This is a genomic window from Dactylosporangium maewongense, from assembly GCF_039531485.1.
In the GTDB taxonomy this organism is placed as follows: Bacteria; Actinomycetota; Actinomycetes; order Mycobacteriales; family Micromonosporaceae; genus Dactylosporangium; species Dactylosporangium maewongense.
This window is the reverse complement of sequence record NZ_BAAAQD010000011.1, coordinates 131,801-152,776: the sequence shown is the minus strand read 5'-3', so window position 1 is coordinate 152,776 and position 20,976 is coordinate 131,801. Positions and strand designations below refer to the sequence as shown.

Genomic DNA, 20,976 nt, shown 5'->3' with positions numbered 1-20,976 from the left:
GGATGGTCGGAATTTAGTTCAAGGAGTCCGATGACCGAGGACCGGACCGGTTTCCGGCTGTGGGCAGCCGCCGAACCGGACTTGTGCGCGATCGTGACCGCCGACGACCGGCGGATCTCCTACGGTGCGCTGTTCGCCGAGGTCAACCGGATCTCGCACGGCCTGCGCACCCGCGCGGGGCTGCGGGTCGGCGACACCGTCGCGGCGGTGATGACCAACAGCCCCGGCATGGTCGCGCTGTACCTCGCGGCGATGCAGTCCGGGCTGTACCTGGTGACCCTCAACTACCACCTGACCGAGCCCGAGGTCGCCCACATCCTCGCCGACAGCGGGGCCAAGGTCGTCGTCGCCTCCGAGCGGGTCGAGACGGTGGTGCGAGCCGCCGCTCCGGACGACACCAAGGTCTACATCGACGGTACGACGATGCACGAGCTCACCGACGGGATGCCGGACACCAGCCCGCAGGACACCCCGGCCGGCTCGCTGATGATGTACACCTCCGGCACCACCGGCCGCTCCAAGGGGGTGAAGCGCCCGCTCAGCGGCATCGACGCGGACACCGGCGCGCGCACCTACGTGTGGCTGTTCGCCGAGTTCGGGATGCAGCGCGCCGCGTTCGGGTCGTGGCTGGTGTCGGCGCCGCTCTACCACTCCGCCAACATCACCCCGGCGATGGGCGCGCTGCACGCCGGCGGCACCCTGGTCCTGATGGACGGCTGGACCCCGGAGGGGTTCCTGCGCCGGGTCCAGGCGCAGCGGGTCACCGGCACCAGCATGGTGCCGACGCACTTCTACCGGCTGCTGCAGCTGCCCCGCGAGGTGCGCGACGGCTACGACGTCTCCTCCCTCGCCTACGTGCTGCACGGCGCGGCGCCGTGCCCGCGGGAGGTGAAGCAGCGGATCCTCGACTGGTTCGGCCCGGTGGTGTACGAGTACTACGGCTCGACGGAGGTCGGCACCACCGTCGCCCGGCCGCACGAGTGGCTCGCCCACCCCGGCACCGTCGGCCGGCCCGCCTCGATCTCCACCCTGAAGATCCTCGACGAGCAGGGCGCCGAGGTCCCCGTCGGGCAGACCGGCATCGTGTACATGCGCCAGGGCAACGACAAGGTCGAATACCACAACGACCCGGGCAAGACCGACGGCGCCCGCCGCGACGGCCTCATGACGGTCTGGGACGTCGGGCACGTCGACGAGGACGGCTTCCTGTACATCACGGGCCGGGCCGCCGAGCTGATCCTGGTCGGCGGGGTCAACGTCTACCCGGCCGAGATCGAGGCGGCGCTGCTCACCCACGAGTGGGTCGCCGACGCCGCCGTCATCGGCGCGCCCGACCCCGAGTTCGGCGAGGTCCCGCAGGCGCACCTCGTCCTGCGCGACGGCGCCCCCGACGGGGACACGGTCGTCGCGGCGCTGCGGGCGCACCTGGAGACCCTGCTGGCGAAGCCGAAACGCCCGCGCGACTACGTCGTGCACGACGCGCTGCCGCGGGACCCGAACGGGAAGTTGTACAAGCAGCGGCTCAGGCCGGTAGGGGAGGTCACCGCCCATGGACTTCGATGACAGCGACACCGACCTGGCGTTCCGCCGGGAGGCCGGCGCCTGGCTCGACGAGGCGCTGCGGGACGTGCCCGACCAGGAGGAGCTGACCCAGGAGCAGCGCGAGCACTGGTCCCGGGTCTGGCAGGACCGGCTGTGCGCCGGCAACTGGGCCGGGCTGTCGTGGCCGGCCGAGCACGGCGGCCGCGGCCTGGACTCCCTCGCCCAGGCGATCTTCAACGAGGAGGCGGCCGTCCGAGGCGCCCCCTACCCGCTCAACGGCGTCGGCATGATGCTGGCCGGGCCGACGATCATCGCCCACGGCACCCGCGAGCAGCAGGCCCGGCACCTGCCCGGCATCCTGCGCGGCGACGAGTACTGGTGCCAGGGCTTCAGCGAGCCCGGCTCCGGGTCGGACCTGGCCAGCCTGCGCACCGCCGCGACGAAGGTGGACGGCGGCTGGCTCGTCAACGGGTCGAAGATCTGGACGTCCAACGCGCACAACGCCTCCAAGTGCCTGCTGCTCGCCCGTACCGACGCCGCCGCACCGAAACATCAGGGCATCAGCTACCTGCTGGCCCCGATGGACCGGTTCACGGTCCGGTCCCTGGTGATGATCAACGGGGACACCGAGTTCAACGAGATGTTCCTCGACGACGTGTTCGTGCCCGACGAGGACGTGCTCGGCGGGGTCGGCAACGGGTGGAAGGTCGCCCTCACCACCCTCGCGTTCGAACGCGGCAGCATGGCCCTGAACCTGTGGGTGTGGGCCCGGCAGGCCGTCGACCGGGTCATCGACGTCGCGGTCGAGCGCGGCGTCGCCGGCGACAGCGCGTTCCTCGACGCGGTCGGCCAGCTGCAGTGCGACGCCGAGGCGGTCCGGATCGGCTCGATGCGGATGCTCGGCGAGACCCAGGCCGGCGGGGTGCCCGGACCCGAGACCTCGGCGCTCAAGAGCCTGTGGGCCGGGGTCGTGCAGACCGCCAACCGGCTCGCGGTGCAGCTCGACGACGGCGGCGGGGTGCTGCTGGACGGCGCGGGCGCCGCCGCCCGGATGCGCCGCTACCTGCGCGCCCGCGCGCACACCATCGAGGGCGGCACCGAAGAAGTCCAGAAGTCGATCCTCGCGGAGCGGGTCCTGCACCTGCCCCGTTCACGCTGAGCGGAGCCCGGCATGCGCGCGACATTCACCCAGGAGCAACTGGAGATCGCCAAGACCGTCCGGTCCCTCGCGGAGGGGGAGGGGGTCACCGCCAGGGACGCCCTCGAGAGCGGCTGGCAGGCCCCGGCGTGTGACGGCCCGTTGCTGGACGACTTCGGTCTCCTCGGGGTGTCGGAGCAAGCCGGCGGCATCGGCTCGGACCTCGTCGACCTGCTCGTCGCCGTCGAGGTCCTCGGCGAGCACCTGGTGCCGAGCCGGTTCCCGGCGCACGCCGCCGCGGTGCAGCTGCTCAGCGGCGCCGGCGGCCCGCTGCCCGAGGACGTCCTCGCGGGGGAGCGGGTCCTCACGCCGGCGATGGACGGCGCGGGTCTGGTCCGGTACGCGGCACAGGCCGACGGCCTCGCCGTGCTGTTGCCGGGCCGGGTCGGGATCGCCCCGGTCGAGGGGGTCGTCGCGCGGCAGTCCCTCGACCCGTCGGTGCCGCTGTCCGACGTCACCCTCACCGAACCGGTGAAGGTCACCCCGGCCGGCACCGGGCCGTGGCGGGCCACCCTGGTCGTCGCCGCCGAGCTGTGCGGGGTCGCGCAGGGCGCCATCGACCTCGCCGCCGAGCAGGCCCGCACCCGCGAGCAGTTCGGCCGGGTGATCGGCTCCTACCAGGGGGTCGCGTTCCAGCTCGCCGACGCCGCGACGGTCCGCAAGGCCGCCTGGGACCTCACCCTGTACGCCGCGTGGGCGGTCGACAACGGCCGGCCCGACGCGGAGATCCAGGTGCACGCCGCGAAGGCCGCGGCGGGCCGGGCCGCGGTCTTCGCCGCCGAACGCTGCATCCAGGTGCACGGCGGCATGGGCATCACCATGGAGGCCGATCCGCACCTGTTCCTGCGCCGCGCGCTCGTGCTCGACGCGGTGCTCGGCGCCGGCTCCTGGCACCGCCGCCGCGTCGGAACCCTGCGGGTGCGGGCCCGTCAGGCGCAGTCCTGACAGCAGTCCTGACATAGGCGCTGGCCTGCGAACATCTTGCGAATGCCGGCGCGGTACCAGTAACATACCGGCTGGTCGGAATAAACGAGGAGAGATCGTGAAGTTCGGCATCATGAACCTGTTCCCGGTGAACGAAGGCACATCGGACCACCAGGTGCTGCGGGAGACGCTCGACGAGATCCAGCTGGCCGACGAGCTCGGCTTCGACTCGATCTGGCTGGCCGAGCATCACTTCTCCAAGTACGGCATCCTCGGCAGCCCGATCAACTTCGGCATGGCCGTCGCGGAGCGGACCAAGCGCATCACCATCGGCACCGCCGTCCTCGTCCTGCCGCTGCACCACCCGCTGCGCCTGGCCGAGGACATCGCCGCCCTCGACGTGCTCAGCGGCGGACGGGTGTCGATCGGCGTCGGCCGCGGCTACCAGCCGTCGGAGTTCGCCGGGTTCGGCGTGCCGCTGGAGGAGTCGAAGCAGCGCTACCAGGAGACCCTGGAGATCCTGCGGCTCGCCCTGTCGCAGGAGAACTTCTCCTACCACGGTGAGATCTTCCACTACGACAACGTCACCACCTACCCGCGGCCGTTCACCCCCGGCGGGCCGCCGATTCTGCAGGGCACCGTCTCCCCGGACAGCTTCCGCGAACGCGGCGCCGTCGGCGAGTCGATCATCACCTCGCCCAACTTCACGCCGCTGGGCATCATGCAGAAGAACTTCAGCCTGTACCAGCAGGCCATGCGCGACAATGGCTTCGACATCACCACCTACGACCTGCCGTTCATGCAGCAGGTCTGGTGCGGCGACGGCGAGGCCGGGCTGCGCCAGGCCGCGCAGGCCGCGATGCAGTACTACAAGTCGGTCGGCAAGGTCATCCCCGGCTCGGAGGAGGCGATCGAGAAGGAGCGCTCCTACTACGCGGCCGTCGCCAAGAACATCGAGCTGCTGACCCTGGAGCAGACGCTGACCCACGGCGGCAACTTCGGCTCGGCGCAGCAGGTCATCGACACCATCGAGATGCTCCGCGAGCAGCTCGGGATCAACCACTACATCGGCTGGCTGCGGATCCCGACGCTGGACCGCGCGGCCGCGCTGCGTTCCATGGAGGAGTTCGCCGGCAAGGTGATCCCGCACTTCCGTGCTCAGGCCCAGGCCCAGCGCCAGGCCCAGCAGCAGTCCCCGTCCCCGTCCCAGTCTCAGGACAAGGCCGCGGCGGTCGTCGGGTGAGGATCAGCTGCTTCCTCAGCGCCCAGTTCGACCCGTCGGCCTCCGCCGCCGACGGCATCGACGACGTGCTCGCCCAGGCGGCCGCGGCCGAGGCGGCCGGGTTCCACGCCGTCTACCTCGGCCACCACTACCTGGCCAAGTCCGCGTTCGTCCAGCCGGTCCCGCTCGCCGGCTATCTCGCCAGCGCCACCACCCGGGTCCGGATCGGCTTCGGCGTCCTGCTCGCCCCGCTGCTCAACCCGATCGCGCTCGCCGAGGACCTCGCGTCGCTGGACGTGCTGTCCCGCGGCCGGCTCACCGTCGGCCTCGGCGCCGGCTACCGCAAGCGCGAGACCGCCGCCTTCGGTGTCGCGTGGGACGACCGGCTGCGCCGGCTCAGCGACTACGTCCCGCTGCTGCGGGCCCTGTGGAGCGGCGCCACCGTCGACGCGCACGGCAGCTGGGGCGAGGTCCCCGGCGCCTCCCTGGCGCTGCGGCCCGTGCAGCCCGGCGGGCCGCCGCTGTGGATCGGCGCGTTCGCCGAGGCCGCCGTGCGCCGCGCCGCCCGCCTCGACGCCCCGTGGCTGATCGGCCCGAAGGGCGACGACACGGAGCTCGCCCGGCTGCTCGGCGTTTACCGCGACGTCCTCGCCGAACACGGCCACAGCCTGGACCGGGAGTACCCGATGAGCCGTGAGGCGTGCGTCGGCGACACCTACGCGACGGCCGTCGCCGCCGTCCGGCCGCACCTGCAGCGCCAGTACGCCGGCTACAAGTCGTGGGACGACGCCCAGGCCATCGACGTCGACCGGTACCTTGCCGAGGACTGCCTGGTCGGGTCCGCGGACGAGATCGTGGCGAAGCTGCGCCGCTGGGAGACCGAGCTCGGCATCACCGAGGTGTCACTGCGGCACCAGTTCGTCGGCGCCGGCCAGGACGAGGCCATGGAGCAGCTCGCCCGCTTCGGCGCCGAGATCATCCCGCGGGTCGCCACCCCGGCGGAGGTGACGACGTGAGCAACCTTGCCCGCATCCTGGAGCACCGCGCCGCCGACCGGCCGCGGGTGCCCGCACTGTACGGCGACGACGGCCGGTCCTGGACGTTCGAGGAGGTCGACCGGCTCGCCGGGGGCGTCGCCACGGCCCTGCGCGCCGAGGGGATCGGCGCGGGCGACCGGGTCGCCTGCTACCTCACCAACGGCCCCGAGATCGTGTTCTTCCTGTTCGGCGCCTGGAAGATCGGCGCCGTCCCGGTCACCGTCAGCAGCCTGTACAACGCCGCCGAACTCGCCGAGTCCCTCACCAAGACCGCGCCCCGGCTGCTGGTCGTGGACGACCGGCGCCCGGACGTCATCGCGGGGCTGCTCGCCGGCGGCCCGGACATCGAGGTCCGGTCCGCCGGCGGGACGGTCGCCGGGGTGCCCGACCTGGACTGGCGGCAGCAGGTCACCGTGCCCGCCGTGGACGTCGCCGGCGACGCCGAGGCCTGCATCCTGTCCACCGGCGGCACCACCGGCCGGCCGAAGTCGGTCAGCGTCACCCACGGCGGCACCCGCGCCTCCCTCGAACGCCTCGCCCGGGTCTCCACCGGCAGCGACGCCGAAGGCACCGCCGCCACCGACGCCAAGGCCAACCTCATCGCCCTGCCGCTGTTCCACAGCGGGGGCCAGCACTCGCTGCTCTTCGCGTTCTTCGTCGGCCGGCCCGCGGTCGTCTGGGAGCGGTTCGGCGTCGACCGGCTCGCCGAGCTGATGGACCGGTTCGCGTTCGACAACTTCTTCTTCCTGCCCACCATGGTCTTCGACATCGTGCACTCCGACCGGGACCTGCCCTTCGCAGGGGTCAAGTCCGTCCTGGTCGCCGGGCAGGCGATCTCGTGGTCGGTCCGGCGCGCCTTCGAGGAGCGCTACCACGTGCCGATCCTGGTCAACTACGGCTCGACCGAGGCCGGCCACATCGCCGGCTGGAACGGCCGTGACATGAAGGCCGGCCGGTGGAAACCCGGCTCAGCCGGCCGGGTCTACCCCGGCGTGGAGCTGGAGATCCGCGACGGCGACGGCACGGCCCTGCCGACCGGCGCCGAGGGCGAGGTCGTCGTGCGGTCCGAGCTGACCAAGGGCTACGTCGACGACGCCGAGGCGTCCCGCGAACTGGTCCAGGACGGCTGGGTCCACACCGGCGACATGGGGTACGTCGACGCGGACGGCGTGCTGTTCCTCGTCGGACGCAAGCGCGACATGATCAAGTGCGGCGGGTTCCAGGTGTGGCCCGAGGAGATCGAGGACGAGCTGCGGGAGCACCCGCTCGTCCGCGACGTGCGGGTGCTCGGCCGGCCCGACGACCGGCTCGGCGAGATCCCGGTGGCGCTCGTCGTGCGCGCCGCCGACGACACCGTCGCCGACGGCGAGCTCGCCGACCGGATCGTCGCGTTCGCCCGGGACCGGCTCGCGCACTTCAAGACACCGCGGCGGATCGAGTTCGTGCCCGAGCTGGAACGCAGCAGCACCGGCAAGATCAGCCGGGCCGCCGGAGAGGGGCACCGATGAAGTTTGGGATCATGGCGTCGCACCAGTACCCGCACGGCGACGACCTCGGCAAACACCTCAGCGACCTGTTCGGCACCGTCGAACTGGCCGCCGAGCTCGGCTACGACTCGGTCTGGACGATCAACCACTTCCAGTCCAACCTCAACACCCCGCAGCCGATCTCGATGACGGCGAGCCTCATCCCGCGCTCCGGGAACATGCTCATCGGCACCGGCATCCTGCTGCTGCCGATGTTCCACCCGGTGCACATCGCCGAGGAGTTCGCCACCCTCGACCATCTGTCTGGCGGCCGGGTGATCCTCGGTGTCGGCGCCGGCTACCGGGAGAACGAGTTCGCCGCGTTCGGCATCGACCCCGAGACCCGCTTCCGCCGCCTCGACGAGAGCCTGCGGCTCATCCGGGCGCTGTGGGGCGGCGAACCGGTCACCACCGACGGCGAGTTCTACCCGCAGAAGGACGCGACCATCGGCATCCGGCCGCTGACCCCGGGCGGGCCGCCGATCTGGATCGGCGCCGGCGGCAAGAAGGCGGTCCGGCGGGCCGCCCGGCTCGGCGACGCCTGGTACGCGCCCGGCAACTCGCCGAGCCGCCGGTTCCTGCCCGAGCACCTCGCCGTCTACAACGACGCCCTCACCGAGTACGGCCGCGACACGTCCCGGATCTCCCGGCCCGTCGGCGTCGAGCTGTACTGCGCCCCGACCACCGAACGGGCCGTCGAGGAGGCGCTGCCGCACGCCCGGGTCGAGTACTCCACCTACGCGGAGTACCCGGCGCTGCGCTGGCAGCGCGACCGCTTCGACGAGCTGGTCCGCAACACCCTGCTGCTCGGCTCGCCCGAGTTCCTCATCGAACGCATCAGCGCGCTGCGCGACCTGGGCTTCGACCATCTCATCTTCCGGCCCGGCTGGCTCGGCATGCCCACCGAGCAGGTCCGTGCCTCCCTGCGCCTGTTCGCCTCCGAAGTGTTCCCCGCCTTCCGTCAGTAAGGAATCCGCCGTGAAGAAGACCGAAGCCGAGCTGCTGGAAAACCAGTGGGACGTCGAGAACATGGAGGTCGACCCGGAGGTCCTCGCCAAGTACGTCCGCTACGACGTCGACGAGGCGCGATCCGTCGCCACCATCACCTTCGACCGCCCGGACCGGCTCAACGCGATCCCGGTCGCCGCGTTCGAACGGGTCGGCGACCTGGTCCGGGAGGCCGAGGCCGACGACCGGGTCAAGGTGATCGTGTTCAAGGGCGAGGGTGAGCACTTCGGCACCGGCGCCGACGCGGCCGAGCTCGGCCACTACATCGGCTACAAGTCCGGCACCGACAAGGCCTCGCGGCGCCGCCCGGCGCAGCGGCAGCGGATCCTGCCGGACCGCAACGTGCTCAGCTCCGGCTTCACCCGGCCCATCATCGAGTCGCTGAAGGCCACCATCTGCCAGGTCCAGGGGTACTGCTACGGCGGCCACTTCCAGATCGCGCTGTCCGCCGACATCGTCATCGCCGCGCCCAACGCCCGCTTCACCCACCCGGCGTTCCGCTACCTCGGCCCGGCCCCGCAGGACATGTACCACTGGATCGAGAAGGTCGGCCTGACCACGATGAAGGACGTCATGCTCACCATGCGCGCCATCGGCGCCGAGGAGGGTGAGCGCAAGGGCCTCGTCACGAAGGTCGTGCCGCTCGAAGACCTGCAGCGCTGGACCGACGACTACGCCGACGCGATCGCCGTCATGCCGCTGGACTCGCTGATGATGGGCAAGTCGATGATGCAGGTCGTCATGGAGGCCCGCGGCAAGGGTCTCGGCGCGATGACCGGCTGGGTCGGGCACGGCTGGGCCACCAACGTCAGCTTCGAAGACGGCGACTGGAACTTCCTCAAGGAGCGCCGCGAGAAGGGCATCCGGCAGGCGCTCGAGGACCGGGACCGGATGGTCGCGCCGTACTTCCGGCTCAGCGAGTCCCGTTCGCAAGAGGAACCCGCGTGAAGTTCGGCATCCTGCTCGACCACCAGTACGAGCCCGGCGACGACCTGCACCGGCGGACCGGCGAGATCGTCGAGTACGTCCAGCACGTCCGCGACCTCGGCTACGACTCGGTCTTCGGCATCCACCACTACCTGTCGTCGCTGTCGACGCCGCAGCCGCTGCCGCTGCTGTCCCGGCTCATCGACCACTCCGGGACGATGGAGCTCGGCACCGGCATCCTCATCCTGCCGCTCGGGCACCCCGTGCACTGGGCCGAGGAGATCGCCACCATCGACCAGATGTCCGGCGGCCGGTTCGTCCTCGGCATCGGCTCCGGCTACCGCGACGACGAGTTCGCCTCGTTCGGCATCGAACGCCGCACCCGGGTGTCCCGGATGAACGAGTCCCTCGACGTGATGCGGCAGCTGTGGACCGGTTCGCCGGTGAACCACAAAGGGCAGCACTTCTCGTTGGACGGCGTGCGGTGCAGCGTGCTGCCGGTGCAGCGGCCACACCCACCGGTGTGGGTCGGCGCCAACGGGCCGATCGGCATCGCCCGGATCGCCCGGCAGGGGCTGCCGTGGCTCGCCCCGTCCAACGTGCGGCGCAACTGGGCCGTCGGCAACCTCGCCGACTACCGCGCCGCGCGCCTGGAGGCCGGGTTCACCGAGGACGGCGCGGTCTTCCCCATCCACCGGGACCTGTGCGTCGCGGACTCGTTCGACGACGCCTACGCCATCGCCGGCGACGCCGTCCAGCGCTCCTACGGCGAGTACGTCCAGTACGGCATGGACTACTTCGAGACCCAGTGGGAAGGCATCAAGGAGAAGGCGCTGTTCTTCGGCTCGCCCGACGACATCGCCGCGAAGGTACGGGACTTCGCCGACGCCGGCTTCAACCACTTCGTGTTCCGGGCCCAGTGGCTCGGGCTGCCGATCGCCCGCTCGATCGAGATCGTCGAACGCTTCGCCCGCGAGGTCATGCCGAGGTTCCGCCCATGAAGATCGGTCACGTCATCGTCCCCGCCGACGCGCTCGACGCGCAGCTGGCGTTCTACACCGCGCTCGGGCTGACGACCCGGTTCCGCGACGGCGACCGGTACGCCGCGGTCACCGACGGCACGGTCACCATCGGCCTCGCCGACGCGTCGCAGCAGCCGGTGCCCGGCCGGACGGTGCTGAGCATCCAGGTCGACGACCTCGCCGCGCTGGGCTACTCCGGCGACGACGTGGTGACCGGGCCGCACGAGCGGCGCGTGCTGGTCACGGACCCGGGCGGCAACCCGGTCGTGCTGTACGAGCGGCTGCCGTGACCGGGGTCCGCGGCGGGCGCGCCGGCCGGCTGGGCGATGATCATCAGGTCGAGGCGGTCACCGCCGACCTCAGCTCGGTCAACCGACCGTACGAGGCCCACGCGGGCCTGCGTATCACCGACATCTGAACTCACGACAGGAGCCTTGGTGGATCTCACCAACACCGCCGCCATCGTCACCGGCGCCGCGTCCGGCCTCGGCGCGGCCACCGCCGCCGCGCTGACCGCGGCGGGCGCGACCGTGCACGGCTTCGACCTGGCCGACTTCGACGGCATCCAGGTCGACGTGACGGACCCGGACGCGGTCCGGGAGGCGGTCGCGGTCGCCGCGGGCGGCCCCGAACCGCTGCGGGTCGTCGTCAACTGCGCCGGGATCGCCCCGTCGGCCCGGATCCTCGGCCGCGGCGGGGTGCACGACCTCGCGATGTACGCCAAGGTGGTGCAGGTCAACCTGATCGGCACATTCAACGTCATGGCCCTCGCGGCGGAGCGGATCGCGGCGACCGAGCCGGACGCGCACGGCCAGCGGGGTGTCATCGTGAACACGGCGTCGGTCGCCGCGTACGAGGGGCAGATCGGGCAGGCGGCGTACTCGTCGTCGAAGGGCGGCATCGTCGGTCTCACCCTGCCCGCCGCCCGCGACCTTGCCCAGCACGGCATCCGGGTCATGACGATCGCGCCGGGGATCATGTTCACCCCGATGCTGGAGACCGTGTCGGAGGAGTACCGGGCCGGTCTCGCCGCCGGCGTGCCCTTCCCGGCCCGGCTCGGCACCCCGGCCGAGTACGCGGCGCTGGCCCTGTCCATCGTCGCCAACGACTACCTCAACGGTGAGGTCATCCGCCTGGACGGCGCCCTGCGGATGGCGCCCCGCTGACTGGTTGCCGCGGCGCTGGGATCGCGCCGCGGCAACCTGGCCGGGTCGGGCGCGGTTCGACCGCCGCACCCTTCACGGCCGTCGATCGTGGTCCGGTCGGGTTGCGCGCCTGGCCGGACCACCGTCGTCTTACTCATCGGGTACACCCAGCTCAACACTCAATTCCTAGCATCCTAGGACGCACTAGGCGACGTGGCTGTCGCCACGCCAGAACAAAGACATGCCGCTGCGCGGCAGACTTCCGTTTTTCCTTGCTCAGGGACCGCTGCTCGGCGCCGTCTGTGGGCCCTGGGGGCTCTGTGGGCTCTGTGGGCCGGAGCGTTGCGTGAGCGGGGACTGGCAGGCGACGACCGCTTCGAGGTGCCAGCCGAGGGGCTCGTGGGAGCGGAACGTGAGCACGGCGACGGTGTGGGCCTTGGCGTCGAACGCGATGTCGATGCGGTCGGGCTGTTCGTACACCGTGTGGAGGCCGGCGAGGAGGGCCTTGGAGCGGACGGTGGCCCAGGCGGTCGCGAGCTGTTCGGGGGTGCGGGTTTCGCGGCTGGTGGGGGCGGCGGTCGCGTAGGCGGCGGCGACGTGGGTGCCGGATGCGCACTGGAGGCGGCTCGCGGGGTCGGGGCCGGTGTCGCCGGAGCCGCCGTCGATCGAGTTGATGAACAGGATGACGGCGGCCGCGGCGAGGCTTACTCCGAGCAGGCGCAGGAGGTTACGGCGCACTCACCCAGCGTAGGCGACGAGGGGGAGTTGTGCTTCGGCTCGCCATTTGGCGATGCCGGAGGCGGGGAGGGTGTCGATGGGGTCGTAGTACGGGTAGGTGCGGTCGAGGTCCATGGAGGAGTCCTCGATGCTGGTGCGGTAGTTCTTGGTCCAGTAGGTGATGCCGCGTTCGCGGTCGTAGTCGGTGACCATGTGGACCCAGCGTTTGCCGACGAAGGGGACGTCGCAGACGATGCGGGGGGTGGCGTAGCCGGGGAGGTAGCCCATGATGTCGTGCTGGAGCTGCTGGGCCTGCCAGACGGCGACGCGCCAGTGTTCGGCGTTGGGGATCATGTCGCACATGTAGAAGTAGTAGGGCAGGATGCCGGCTTCGCCTTGGAGGGCGAAGCAGAGGTCGAGCAGGTCGGCGGCGGTGGCGTTGACGCCGCGCATGAGGACGCCCTGGTTGCGGACGTCGCGGACGCCGACCTCGAGGGCGGTGTGGGCGGCGCGGGCGACGAGTGGGGTGAGGGATTGGGCGTGGTTGACGTGGGTGTGGATGGCGAGGTTGACGCCGCGGCGGGCGGCGGTGCGGGCGACGCGTTCGAGGCCTTCGACGACGGTGGGTTGCAGCCAGTGCTGGGGGAGGCCGGCGAGGGCTTTGGTGGCGAGGCGGATGTCGCGGATGGTGTCGATGTTGAGCAGTCGCATGAGGAAGGTTTCGAGCTGGGGCCAGGGGACGTTGGCGACGTCGCCGCCGGAGACGACGACGTCGCGGACGCCGGGTTGCCCCTTGAGGTAGTTGATCATTGCGTCGTAGCGGTCGACGGGTTTGAGGGTGAGTTTGAGTTTCGCGACTGATGGGGTGCTGTTGCCGACGAGGTCCATGCGGGTGCAGTGGCCGCAGTACTGGGGGCAGGTGGACAGCAGTTCGGCGAGGACTTTGGTGGGGTAGCGGTGGGTGAGGCCTTCGGCGACCCACATGTCGTGTTCGTGGAGTGAGTCGCGGGTGGCGTGGGGGTGGGAGGGGAAGTCGGTGAGCCGGTCGGAGGCGACGGGGAGCATGTAGCGGCGGACGGGGTCTGCGCGCAGGGTTTTGTCGGTGATCTCGCCGGTGGGGACCATGGTGTTGATCATGTGGGGTGGGACGAGCATCGACATGGTGGCCTGGGTGGCCTGGTCGAGTGCGAGGTCGTCGTAGAAGTCGGCGGTGATGAGGTCGCCGTAGACGGTGCGGAGCTGGTTGATGTTCTTGACGCAGTGGGCCCGCTGCCATTGGGCGGATTCCCATTCGTCGCGGGTGACGTCTCGCCAGCCGGGGAGGCGTCGCCAGTCCGGCTCGACGAGCTCGTGGCGTTGATACGCGTACGGCTGCACGACACACCTCCAGAAATCCTGCGCTAGAACTGTCACAGTAGCGAAAATTCTCCGGCTTTTCGAGTCTGGGCGGGAGGATCTTCTGTCTGTCATCCGGCTGGTCGGAAAACGGGACCCGCGGACATGACGGTCGGTTACGTCGCGACCCGCTTACGGTGGCGGTCCGCAACCGAACCGCACCCGAGGTCCTTGATGATTAACCGTTGGTCCATCCGCGCGAAGATCACGGCGATGCTGGCGATCCCGATCGTCATGCTCATCGCGATCTGGTTGTTCGCGGTGAGTTTCACCCTGCAGCCGGCACTCGACCTGCGGAACTCGAAGCTGGTCAGTGACAAGGTCACGGAGCCGGCCGAGGCGATGGTCGAGGAGCTGCAGGTCGAGCGGCAGCTGACGACGGTGTTCATCGCCGGCGGCCGCAAGAACAGCGTGGCGCTGCGGGAGCAGCGGGCGAAGACGGACGTGGAGGTCCAGGAGTTCCGTGACCTGAGCTCCGACAAGGACTTCCTGGCGGTGGCGAGCGACGAGACGAAGGCGGCGATCGCGACGTCGGTGAAGGCCGTGGACGGGCTGGCGGCGCTGCGGCAGCTCGCGGACGGCTCGGGGCAGTCGAGTCAGGTGCGGCAGGCGTACTCGCAGGTCATCACCGGCACGTACGGCATCCCGGAGTCGGTGACGAACCACCAGTCGTCGGAGGTGACGGAGGAGGCGACGGGTGTGTTCGTGCTCGGCCTGTCCCGTGACCTGTTCTCGCAGGAGGACGCGCTGGTCACGGAGGCGGCGGTGAGCGGCGCGTACACGGCGCAGGCGCACACGGAGCTGGTGGCGTTGATCGGTCAGAAGCGGCTGATCCTGCCGTACGGTGTGACGCTGCTGCCGGCGGCGACGCAGCAGCGGTTCGGTGCGATCTCCGGTGGTCAGGCGATGTCGAAGCTGACGCAGCTGGAGAACCAGCTGCTGGGGACGGCGCCGGGGTCGGCGGAGTCGGCGGGGATCGACCTGCAGGCGTGGCGGTCGGCGTTCGACCCGGTGAACGTGGAGCTGAAGAACTTCCGGGCGCAGGTGCAGCGGCACAACGTGCAGGCGGCGCAGGACGCGGCCGACGCGATCTTCTGGCGGCTGGGTGTCGCCGGTGTGCTGGGTCTGCTGGCGGTGGTGCTGTCGCTGCTGCTGTCGGTGCGGATCGGCCGGTCCCTGGCGAGGCGTCTGGACGGGCTGCGGGTCGCGGCGCTGGAGCTGGCGGACGAGCGGCTGCCGTCGGTGGTGTCGCGGCTGCGGCGGGGTGTGCAGGTGGACGTGGCGGTGGAGGCGCCGCCGTTGCGGCTGGGCACGGACGAGATCGGTCAGGTGGGTGAGGCGTTCAACTCGGTGCAGCGCACGGCGGTCGCGTCGGCGGTCGAGGAGTCGTCGGTGCGGCAGGGGATGAACGAGGTGTTCCTGAACATCGCCCGCAGGTCGCAGACGCTGTTGCACCGGCAGTTGTCGCTGCTGGACGGGATGGAGCGGCGGACGTCGGAGCCGGATGACCTGGCGGACCTGTTCCGGGTCGACCATCTGGCGACGCGGATGCGGCGGCACGCGGAGGACCTGGTGATCCTGGCGGGTGCGACGCCCGGCCGGGGTTGGCGGAACCCGGTGTCGGTGATCGACGTGGTGCGTGGCGCGGTGTCGGAGGTCGAGGACTACGCGCGGGTGCAGGTGCAGCAGATCGGTGAGGGCGCGGTCGTCGGCCGGGCGGTCGGTGACGTGATCCACCTGCTGGCTGAGCTGATCGAGAACGCGACGGCGTACTCGCCGCCGCACACGCGGGTGAACGTGACGGGTCAGCTGGTCCCGAACGGTTTCGTGATCGAGATCGAGGACCGCGGGCTGGGGATGTCGGTGGAGGCGATCGCGGAGGCGAACCGGCGTCTGGTGGAGCCGCCGGAGTTCGACCCGGCGAACAGTGCCCGGCTCGGGTTGTTCGTGGTGGCGCAGCTGGCGGTGCGGCACGGGGTGCGGGTGGTGCTGCGGTCCTCGCCGTTCGGTGGGGTGACGGCGGTGGCGTTGCTGCCGACGGACCTCGTGGTGGCGCAGCCGTCGATGGTGCCGTCGCCGTTGCCGCCGGGTGCGCCGGCGGACCTGTCGAACACGCATGAGTTGCGGGTGGTGGCGCGGGAGCCGTTCTCGTGGTTGCCGCACGACGGTGCCGGTGAGGGTGGGGAGCACACGCAGGTGCTGCCGGCGTCGTCGATCGGGCAGCGGCCCGCCCTGTCGGTGGTGCAGTCGGTGGTGCAGTCGGCGGTGCGGGACGATGAGGCGGCGGCGGGTGGTGTACCGGATGGGCGGCGGTCTGGTCCGGGGCCGTTGCCGCGGCAGCGGCCGGCCGGCCGGGACGGTGGTGTGGGTGCGCCGGGTCCGCGGGCGGCGGCGGCCGCGGGTGGGGCGTCCGACGGGCCGCGGCCGGGGGGTCCGCGGGGGTTGCCGAAGCGGGTGCGGCAGCAGAGCCTGGCGCCGCAGTTGCAGCAGGACTCGACGGCGGCGGCTGACGTCGAGGACGTGGAGGCGCCGGAGGCGGGCCGGTCGCCGGAGCAGTTGCGGCGGATGATGTCGTCGTTCCAGGCGGGGACGGCGCGGGGCCGGCATGCGAGTGCCGGTGACGGTGACAGCGATGACCAGAGCAGCACGGGCCGTGACGGGGTGGCGGGATGACGGCGGCGCAGGGAAGCAACATCGGGCTGAACTGGCTGCTTGACGACCTGGTGGATCGGGTGCCGTCGGTGCAGCGGTCGGTGGTGTTGTCGGTGGACGGGTTGATGATGGGCGCGTCGAAGGGCCTGTCGCAGGAGGATGCGGAGCATCTGTCGGCGGTCGCGGCGGGGTTCCAGAGTCTGGCGCGGGGTGCGGGGCGGCATTTCGGTGGTGGCCCGGTCCGGCAGACGATCATCGAGATGGAGTCGGCGTTCCTGTTCGTGACGGCGGCTGGTCGTGGTGCGTGTCTGGCGGTGCTCGCGGAGGCGGACGCGGACATCGGTCTGATCGCGTATGAGATGGCGATGCTGGTGCAGCGGGTGGGGCAGAACCTGTCGACGTCGGTGCGTCCGGCGGCCGGCGGATGACGACGCCGCCGGGCCGGCATGCGGCCGGTCAGCCGGACCGTGGTGATCCTGGCCGTGATCCTGGCCGTGACCCGGGCCGGGAGCTGGGTCTTGAGGTGGGCCGGGAGGTGCCGGGGCGGGCCGAGCAGCAGTGGGTCGAGCAGCAGTGGGCGGAGCAGCAGCGCGCCGACCAGTACCGGGCGACCTGGTCCGCGCAGGGCGCGCAGGGTGGGCCGGACGGGCAGTTCGAGCACGGCGGCGGGTCGGGGGAGCACACGTGGCCGGAGCAGCGGCGCGGTGACCTGTCGGCGGAGCCGTGGACGGACCACACGTGGGTGGACCGGGACGCGGGTCCGGTGGTCCGCCCGTACGCGATGACCGGTGGGCGGGTGACGCCGGTGTCGGGGTCGTTCGACGTGGTCGCGATGGTCGTGGCGAACCGGGCCGCGCTCGCCGACGTCGGGTACGGGCTGCAGCCGGAGCACCGGGCGATCCTCGCGTACGCGCGGGACCCCTTGGCGGTGGCGGAGCTGGCGTCGCACCTGGATCTGGCGTTGGGTGTCGTGCGGGTGCTGCTGGGTGACCTGCTGGGGCAGGGCCTGATCGAGATGTACCACCCTCCGGCGGCGGGCGAGTTGCCGAGCGAGAGCATCCTCAAGGCGGTGATCAATGGACTACGGGCGCTCTAGCCGGCCGGTTCCGACGGCGATCAAGATTCTGGTCGCGGGTGGGTTCGGGGCCGGGAAGACGACCCTCGTGGGTGCGGTGAGCGAGATTCGGCCGTTGCAGACGGAGGAGTCGCTGACGGCGGCCGGGGTCGGCACCGATGACCTGACCGGGGTGGAACGCAAGTCGACGACGACGGTCGCGATGGACTTCGGGCGGATCACGATCGGGCAGGACGTGGTGCTGTACCTGTTCGGGACGCCGGGTCAGGACCGGTTCTGGTTCCTGTGGGACGAGCTGGCGTTGGGTGCGTTGGGTGCGGTGGTGCTCGCGGACACGCGCCGGTTGGCGGACTGCTTCCCGTCGATCGACTACTTCGAGCGGCGGGGGACGCCGTTCGTGGTGGCGGTGAACTGTTTCGACGACGCGTCGTCGTACACGGAGGCGGAGGTGCGGGAGGCGCTGGATCTGGACGGGCATGTGCCGTTGCTGTTGTGTGATGCGCGGGACCGGGAGTCGAGCAAGGCGGTCCTGATCGGTCTGGTGGAGCATGTCCTGACCCTGTCCACAGCCCGTTCACGGTAGTATTTCCCGCACTGCGGCTGGTGCGCCGGAAAATCTTCGGCTAACTTGTGGCAGTGCGGGAAATGACTTCGCCTATCGGGTTGCATCGGGTTCTGGCACCGGCCGGGGTGCTGCCGCAGGCCGCCGACCGTCTCGACCCGGACCCGGTCATCGGCGCCGACGAGGTCCGCATCCGCGTCGAACGTCTCAACCTCGACGCCGCCTCGTTTCACCAGCTGCGCTCCGAGCACGGCGGCGACGGCGGCAAGGTCCGCGCCGCGGTCCTGGACATCGTCCGTAGCCGCGGCAAGATGCACAACCCGGTCACCGGCTCCGGCGGCATGCTCATCGGCACCGTCGACGCCGCCGGCCCCGCGTCGCCGCTCGGGCTGCGACCGGGTGACCGGGTCGCGACGCTCGTGTCGCTGACCCTGACCCCGCTGCACATCGCCGACGACCTCACCCGGTGGGACGGCCTGTCGGAGCAGGTCCCCTGCGACGGCCACGCCATCCTGTTCGCCCGTTCGATCGCCGCCGTCCTGCCCGCCGACCTGGACCCGCAGCTGTCCCTCGCCGTCCTCGACGTGTGCGGCGCCCCCGCCCTCGTCGCCCGCGTCGTCACCCAGGCCCTGCACGCCCGCACCGGGTCCGCTGCCGGGCCTGCTGCCGGGCCTGCTGCCGGGGGGCTCGCCGCGCGGCCGTTGACGGTCGCGGTCCTCGGCGCCGCCGGCAAGAGCGGCTCCCTGTCCCTCGCCGCCGCCCACGACGCCGCCCGCACCTTCACCCACAACCCCACCGCCGGCGCGACGAACACGACCCGACAGGCCACCCCCTCCGTCCTGCCCGCCGTCAGCGGCGGAGCCGCCCCCACCGGACCGTCGGACGCCGCGAGCGCGACGGCCACCGCGACAACCTCCGACGCTGCCGGCGTTGCGGCGAGCGAAACCGGCGCACACTCCCCGGCAGGCGGTCACACCACGGTGGCCGGCAACGGCGGCAGGTCGTACACCGGCGGCGGCGGACAACCCGCGGCGCTGGTGCGGACCGTCGGGGTGGTCCGGGACGCGGCGGAACGGGACCGGCTCGCCGGCACAGGACTCGCCGACGCCATCGTCATCGCCGACGCCCGCGACGCCGTCGGGCTCGCCGCGGCCCTCGACGGAGCCGGTGGCGCGGCGGACGTCACCGTCGTGTGTGTCGACGTCCCCGGGTGTGAGCACGCCGCGGTCCTCGCCACCGCGGCCGGCGGGACCGTCGTGTTCTTCTCCATGGCGACGTCGTTCCCCGCGGCGGCGCTCGGCGCGGAAGGTCTCGCCGCGGACGTGACGATGCTCATCGGCAACGGTTACGTCCCGGGACATGCCGACTACGCACTGCGGCTGCTGCGATCCGACAGCGGTGTCCGGAACCTGTTCCAGGCGCGGTTGCGGGCCGAAGCACCGCCCGGGTTGGCAGACTGAGCCGCATGCGAACCCTCTTCCGTGGCGGCCGCGTCCACACCCCCGCCGACCCGTCCGCGACCGCGTTGCTCGTCGACGGTGCCACGATCGCCTGGCTCGGCCCCGACGCGGACGCGCCGACCCGGGCCGGGGGCGGCGTGGACCGGGTCGTGGACCTCGACGGTGCGCTCGTCACCCCGGCGTTCGTCGACGCGCACGTGCACACCACCGCGACCGGGCTCACCCTGCGCGGCCTGAACCTCGCCCGGACCAGGTCCAGGCAGCAGGTCCTCGACGCGGTCGCCGCGCACGCCGCGACCCTCCCCGCCGACGCGATCGTGATCGGGCACGGGTGGGACGAGTCAGGGTGGGCAGACCAGACGACGCCGTCGGCGGCGGAGCTCGACCGGGCCGGCGGAGGCCGGGCCGTCTACCTGTCCCGGACGTGTGTGCACGCTGCCCTCGTCTCGTCGAAGCTGCTCACCGACGCCGTGAAGGTAACAGCGGGGTATGACAGTTCCGGGTGGCTGCGCCGCGACGCCCACCACCTCGTGCGGGAGGTCGCGTACGGGTCGGTGAGCCGGGCGCAGATCGTGGACGCGCAGCGGGCGGCGCTCACGCACGCGGCGTCGCTGGGGATCGCGTCGGTGCACGAGTGCGGCGGGCCCGGGACGTCCGGTGAGGACGACTTCGTCGCCGCGATGTCGCACGGGTTGTGGCTGCCGGAGGTGTACGGGCTGTGGGGTGAGCCGAACGCGGCGGCGAAGGCGAAGGAGCTGGGTGCGGTCGGCGCCGCCGGTGACCTGTACGCCGACGGTGCGCTCGGCGCCCGGACGGCGCATCTGAGCAGTGCGTACCTGGACGGGCGGGACGAGCACGGGCAGCGGGTGGATGAGCACGGGCACGGGTACCTGACGGCGGGGCAGGTGACGGAGCACGTCGTGGACTGTGTGCGGCACGGGATGCAGGGCGGGTTCCACGCGATCGGCGACCAGGCGATCGTGACGGTCCTGGACGGGTTCGCGGGTGCGGCGAAGCAGGTCGGGGTGGAGCGGATCCGGGCCGGCCGGCACCGGATCGAGCACGTGGAGCTGCTGGACAAGCAGGCGATCGCGCGGCTGGTGGACTTCGGGATCGTGGCGAGCGTCCAGCCGGCGTTCGACCGGTTGTGGGGTGGGGAACGCGGCATGTACGCGCAGCGGCTCGGGAAGGCGCGGTCGCTTGCTTCGAACCCGATCGGTGCGCTCGCCGGGGTGGGGGTGCTGCTGGCGTTCGGGTCGGACTCGCCGGTGACGGACCTGGACCCGTGGGGGTCGTGTCGGGCGGCGATGCGGCACCACAACCCGGTGCAGCGGATCGGGGCGAAGGCGGCGTTCGCGGCGCACACCCGCGGCGGGTGGCGGGCCGTCGGCATCGACGACGAAGGGGTCCTGAACCCCGGCTGGTCGGCGACGTTCGCGGTGTGGGACACAGCCGACGACATCAGTGAGGTGCTGCACACCGACAGCAACCCGCAGGCGCGGGTGACGGTGCTGCGGGGCCGGCCGATCCACTCCCGGCAGGAGCCGCGATGAGCAGGATGAGC

At 71.5% G+C, this 20,976-nt stretch carries 19 protein-coding genes and 1 pseudogene; 18 read left to right on the top strand and 2 right to left on the bottom strand.

Annotation, left to right across the window (positions count from 1 at the left end; translation table 11 throughout):
- The first annotated feature begins 30 nt into the window (after positions 1-30).
- The 12 genes from ABD332_RS27135 (at position 31) to ABD332_RS27080 (ending at position 11,572) form a co-directional block, all read left to right on the top strand.
- Positions 31-1,563: an AMP-binding protein gene (locus tag ABD332_RS27135; protein WP_344504961.1), complete on the top strand. Its 1,533-nt coding sequence runs from the start codon at positions 31-33 to the stop codon at positions 1,561-1,563.
- Positions 1,550-2,701 (top strand): acyl-CoA dehydrogenase family protein, encoded by a 1,152-nt coding sequence (locus tag ABD332_RS27130; protein ID WP_344504959.1) that lies wholly within the window; start codon positions 1,550-1,552, stop codon positions 2,699-2,701. Before ABD332_RS27135 ends, ABD332_RS27130 begins: the two co-directional genes overlap by 14 nt.
- 12 nt (positions 2,702-2,713) lie before the next feature.
- Positions 2,714-3,685, top strand: coding sequence for an acyl-CoA dehydrogenase family protein (locus tag ABD332_RS27125; protein ID WP_344504958.1), 972 nt, complete (start codon positions 2,714-2,716; stop codon positions 3,683-3,685).
- A gap of 97 nt (positions 3,686-3,782) precedes the next feature.
- On the top strand, positions 3,783-4,907 hold the full coding sequence (locus tag ABD332_RS27120) for an LLM class flavin-dependent oxidoreductase (protein WP_344504957.1): 1,125 nt from the start codon (positions 3,783-3,785) through the stop codon (positions 4,905-4,907).
- Entirely contained in the window at positions 4,904-5,902 is a 999-nt protein-coding gene (locus ABD332_RS27115) for an LLM class flavin-dependent oxidoreductase (protein WP_344504956.1), read from the top strand. Before ABD332_RS27120 ends, ABD332_RS27115 begins: the two co-directional genes overlap by 4 nt.
- Entirely contained in the window at positions 5,899-7,431 is a 1,533-nt protein-coding gene (locus ABD332_RS27110; RefSeq protein ID WP_344504954.1) for a class I adenylate-forming enzyme family protein, read from the top strand. Before ABD332_RS27115 ends, ABD332_RS27110 begins: the two co-directional genes overlap by 4 nt.
- Positions 7,428-8,417, top strand: a complete 990-nt coding sequence (locus ABD332_RS27105) for an LLM class flavin-dependent oxidoreductase (RefSeq protein ID WP_344504952.1) — start codon at positions 7,428-7,430, stop codon at positions 8,415-8,417. Before ABD332_RS27110 ends, ABD332_RS27105 begins: the two co-directional genes overlap by 4 nt.
- Before the next feature lie 10 nt (positions 8,418-8,427).
- Positions 8,428-9,405 (top strand): enoyl-CoA hydratase/isomerase family protein, encoded by a 978-nt coding sequence (locus ABD332_RS27100; RefSeq protein WP_344504951.1) that lies wholly within the window; start codon positions 8,428-8,430, stop codon positions 9,403-9,405.
- Complete coding sequence (locus ABD332_RS27095) at positions 9,402-10,385, top strand: LLM class flavin-dependent oxidoreductase (protein ID WP_344504950.1); 984 nt, start codon at positions 9,402-9,404, stop codon at positions 10,383-10,385. The genes ABD332_RS27100 and ABD332_RS27095 overlap by 4 nt, the downstream gene beginning before the upstream one ends.
- The gene (locus ABD332_RS27090; RefSeq protein ID WP_344504948.1) at positions 10,382-10,696 is read left to right on the top strand and encodes a VOC family protein; all 315 of its coding nucleotides are present in this window, start codon (positions 10,382-10,384) and stop codon (positions 10,694-10,696) included. The genes ABD332_RS27095 and ABD332_RS27090 overlap by 4 nt, the downstream gene beginning before the upstream one ends.
- On the top strand, positions 10,693-10,824 hold the full coding sequence (locus ABD332_RS27085; protein WP_344504946.1) for a hypothetical protein: 132 nt from the start codon (positions 10,693-10,695) through the stop codon (positions 10,822-10,824). Before ABD332_RS27090 ends, ABD332_RS27085 begins: the two co-directional genes overlap by 4 nt.
- 19 nt (positions 10,825-10,843) lie before the next feature.
- Positions 10,844-11,572: an SDR family NAD(P)-dependent oxidoreductase gene (locus tag ABD332_RS27080; protein WP_344504945.1), complete on the top strand. Its 729-nt coding sequence runs from the start codon at positions 10,844-10,846 to the stop codon at positions 11,570-11,572.
- 255 nt (positions 11,573-11,827) lie between these two features.
- On the opposite strand, the gene ABD332_RS27075 is transcribed toward ABD332_RS27080, so the two are convergent.
- Positions 11,828-12,289 (bottom strand): hypothetical protein, encoded by a 462-nt coding sequence (locus ABD332_RS27075; protein WP_344504944.1) that lies wholly within the window; start codon positions 12,287-12,289, stop codon positions 11,828-11,830.
- On the bottom strand, positions 12,290-13,693 hold the full coding sequence (locus ABD332_RS27070; RefSeq protein ID WP_344505254.1) for a KamA family radical SAM protein: 1,404 nt from the start codon (positions 13,691-13,693) through the stop codon (positions 12,290-12,292).
- 144 nt (positions 13,694-13,837) lie between these two features.
- Here ABD332_RS27070 and ABD332_RS27065 point away from each other — a divergent pair, with 144 nt between their 5' ends.
- From ABD332_RS27065 to ABD332_RS27040, 6 genes and pseudogenes are all read left to right on the top strand, one after another.
- A complete protein-coding gene (locus ABD332_RS27065) occupies positions 13,838-16,336 on the top strand; it encodes a sensor histidine kinase (RefSeq protein ID WP_344504943.1) in 2,499 nt (832 codons plus the stop codon).
- Entirely contained in the window at positions 16,333-16,743 is a 411-nt protein-coding gene (locus ABD332_RS27060) for a roadblock/LC7 domain-containing protein (protein WP_344504941.1), read from the top strand. The genes ABD332_RS27065 and ABD332_RS27060 overlap by 4 nt, the downstream gene beginning before the upstream one ends.
- Positions 16,744-17,024: 281 nt before the next feature.
- A complete protein-coding gene (locus ABD332_RS27055; RefSeq protein WP_425552299.1) occupies positions 17,025-17,411 on the top strand; it encodes a DUF742 domain-containing protein in 387 nt (128 codons plus the stop codon).
- Positions 17,392-17,973 carry a GTP-binding protein gene (locus ABD332_RS27050; protein WP_344504939.1) on the top strand — a complete coding sequence of 194 codons (582 nt, stop codon included), beginning with the start codon at positions 17,392-17,394 and terminating at the stop codon, positions 17,971-17,973. Before ABD332_RS27055 ends, ABD332_RS27050 begins: the two co-directional genes overlap by 20 nt.
- 62 nt (positions 17,974-18,035) lie before the next feature.
- Positions 18,036-18,576 (top strand): annotated as a pseudogene (kdd, locus tag ABD332_RS60475) (L-erythro-3,5-diaminohexanoate dehydrogenase); the annotation flags it as partial.
- Between the two features lie 832 nt (positions 18,577-19,408).
- Positions 19,409-20,965 (top strand): amidohydrolase, encoded by a 1,557-nt coding sequence (locus tag ABD332_RS27040; RefSeq protein ID WP_344505252.1) that lies wholly within the window; start codon positions 19,409-19,411, stop codon positions 20,963-20,965.
- The last annotated feature ends 11 nt before the right edge of the window (positions 20,966-20,976 follow it).

Excerpts from the sequence above, each read along its gene's own strand:
- ABD332_RS27135 (WP_344504961.1), top strand. The coding sequence starts at position 31 with ATGACCGAGGACCGGACCGGTTTCCGGCTGTGGGCAGCCGCCGAACCG.
- ABD332_RS27130 (WP_344504959.1), top strand. The coding sequence starts at position 1,550 with ATGGACTTCGATGACAGCGACACCGACCTGGCGTTCCGCCGGGAGGCC.
- ABD332_RS27125 (WP_344504958.1), top strand. The coding sequence starts at position 2,714 with ATGCGCGCGACATTCACCCAGGAGCAACTGGAGATCGCCAAGACCGTC.
- ABD332_RS27105 (WP_344504952.1), top strand. The coding sequence starts at position 7,428 with ATGAAGTTTGGGATCATGGCGTCGCACCAGTACCCGCACGGCGACGAC.
- ABD332_RS27090 (WP_344504948.1), top strand. The coding sequence starts at position 10,382 with ATGAAGATCGGTCACGTCATCGTCCCCGCCGACGCGCTCGACGCGCAG.
- ABD332_RS27065 (WP_344504943.1), top strand. The coding sequence starts at position 13,838 with ATGATTAACCGTTGGTCCATCCGCGCGAAGATCACGGCGATGCTGGCG.
- ABD332_RS27060 (WP_344504941.1), top strand. The coding sequence starts at position 16,333 with ATGACGGCGGCGCAGGGAAGCAACATCGGGCTGAACTGGCTGCTTGAC.
- ABD332_RS27050 (WP_344504939.1), top strand. The coding sequence starts at position 17,392 with ATGGACTACGGGCGCTCTAGCCGGCCGGTTCCGACGGCGATCAAGATT.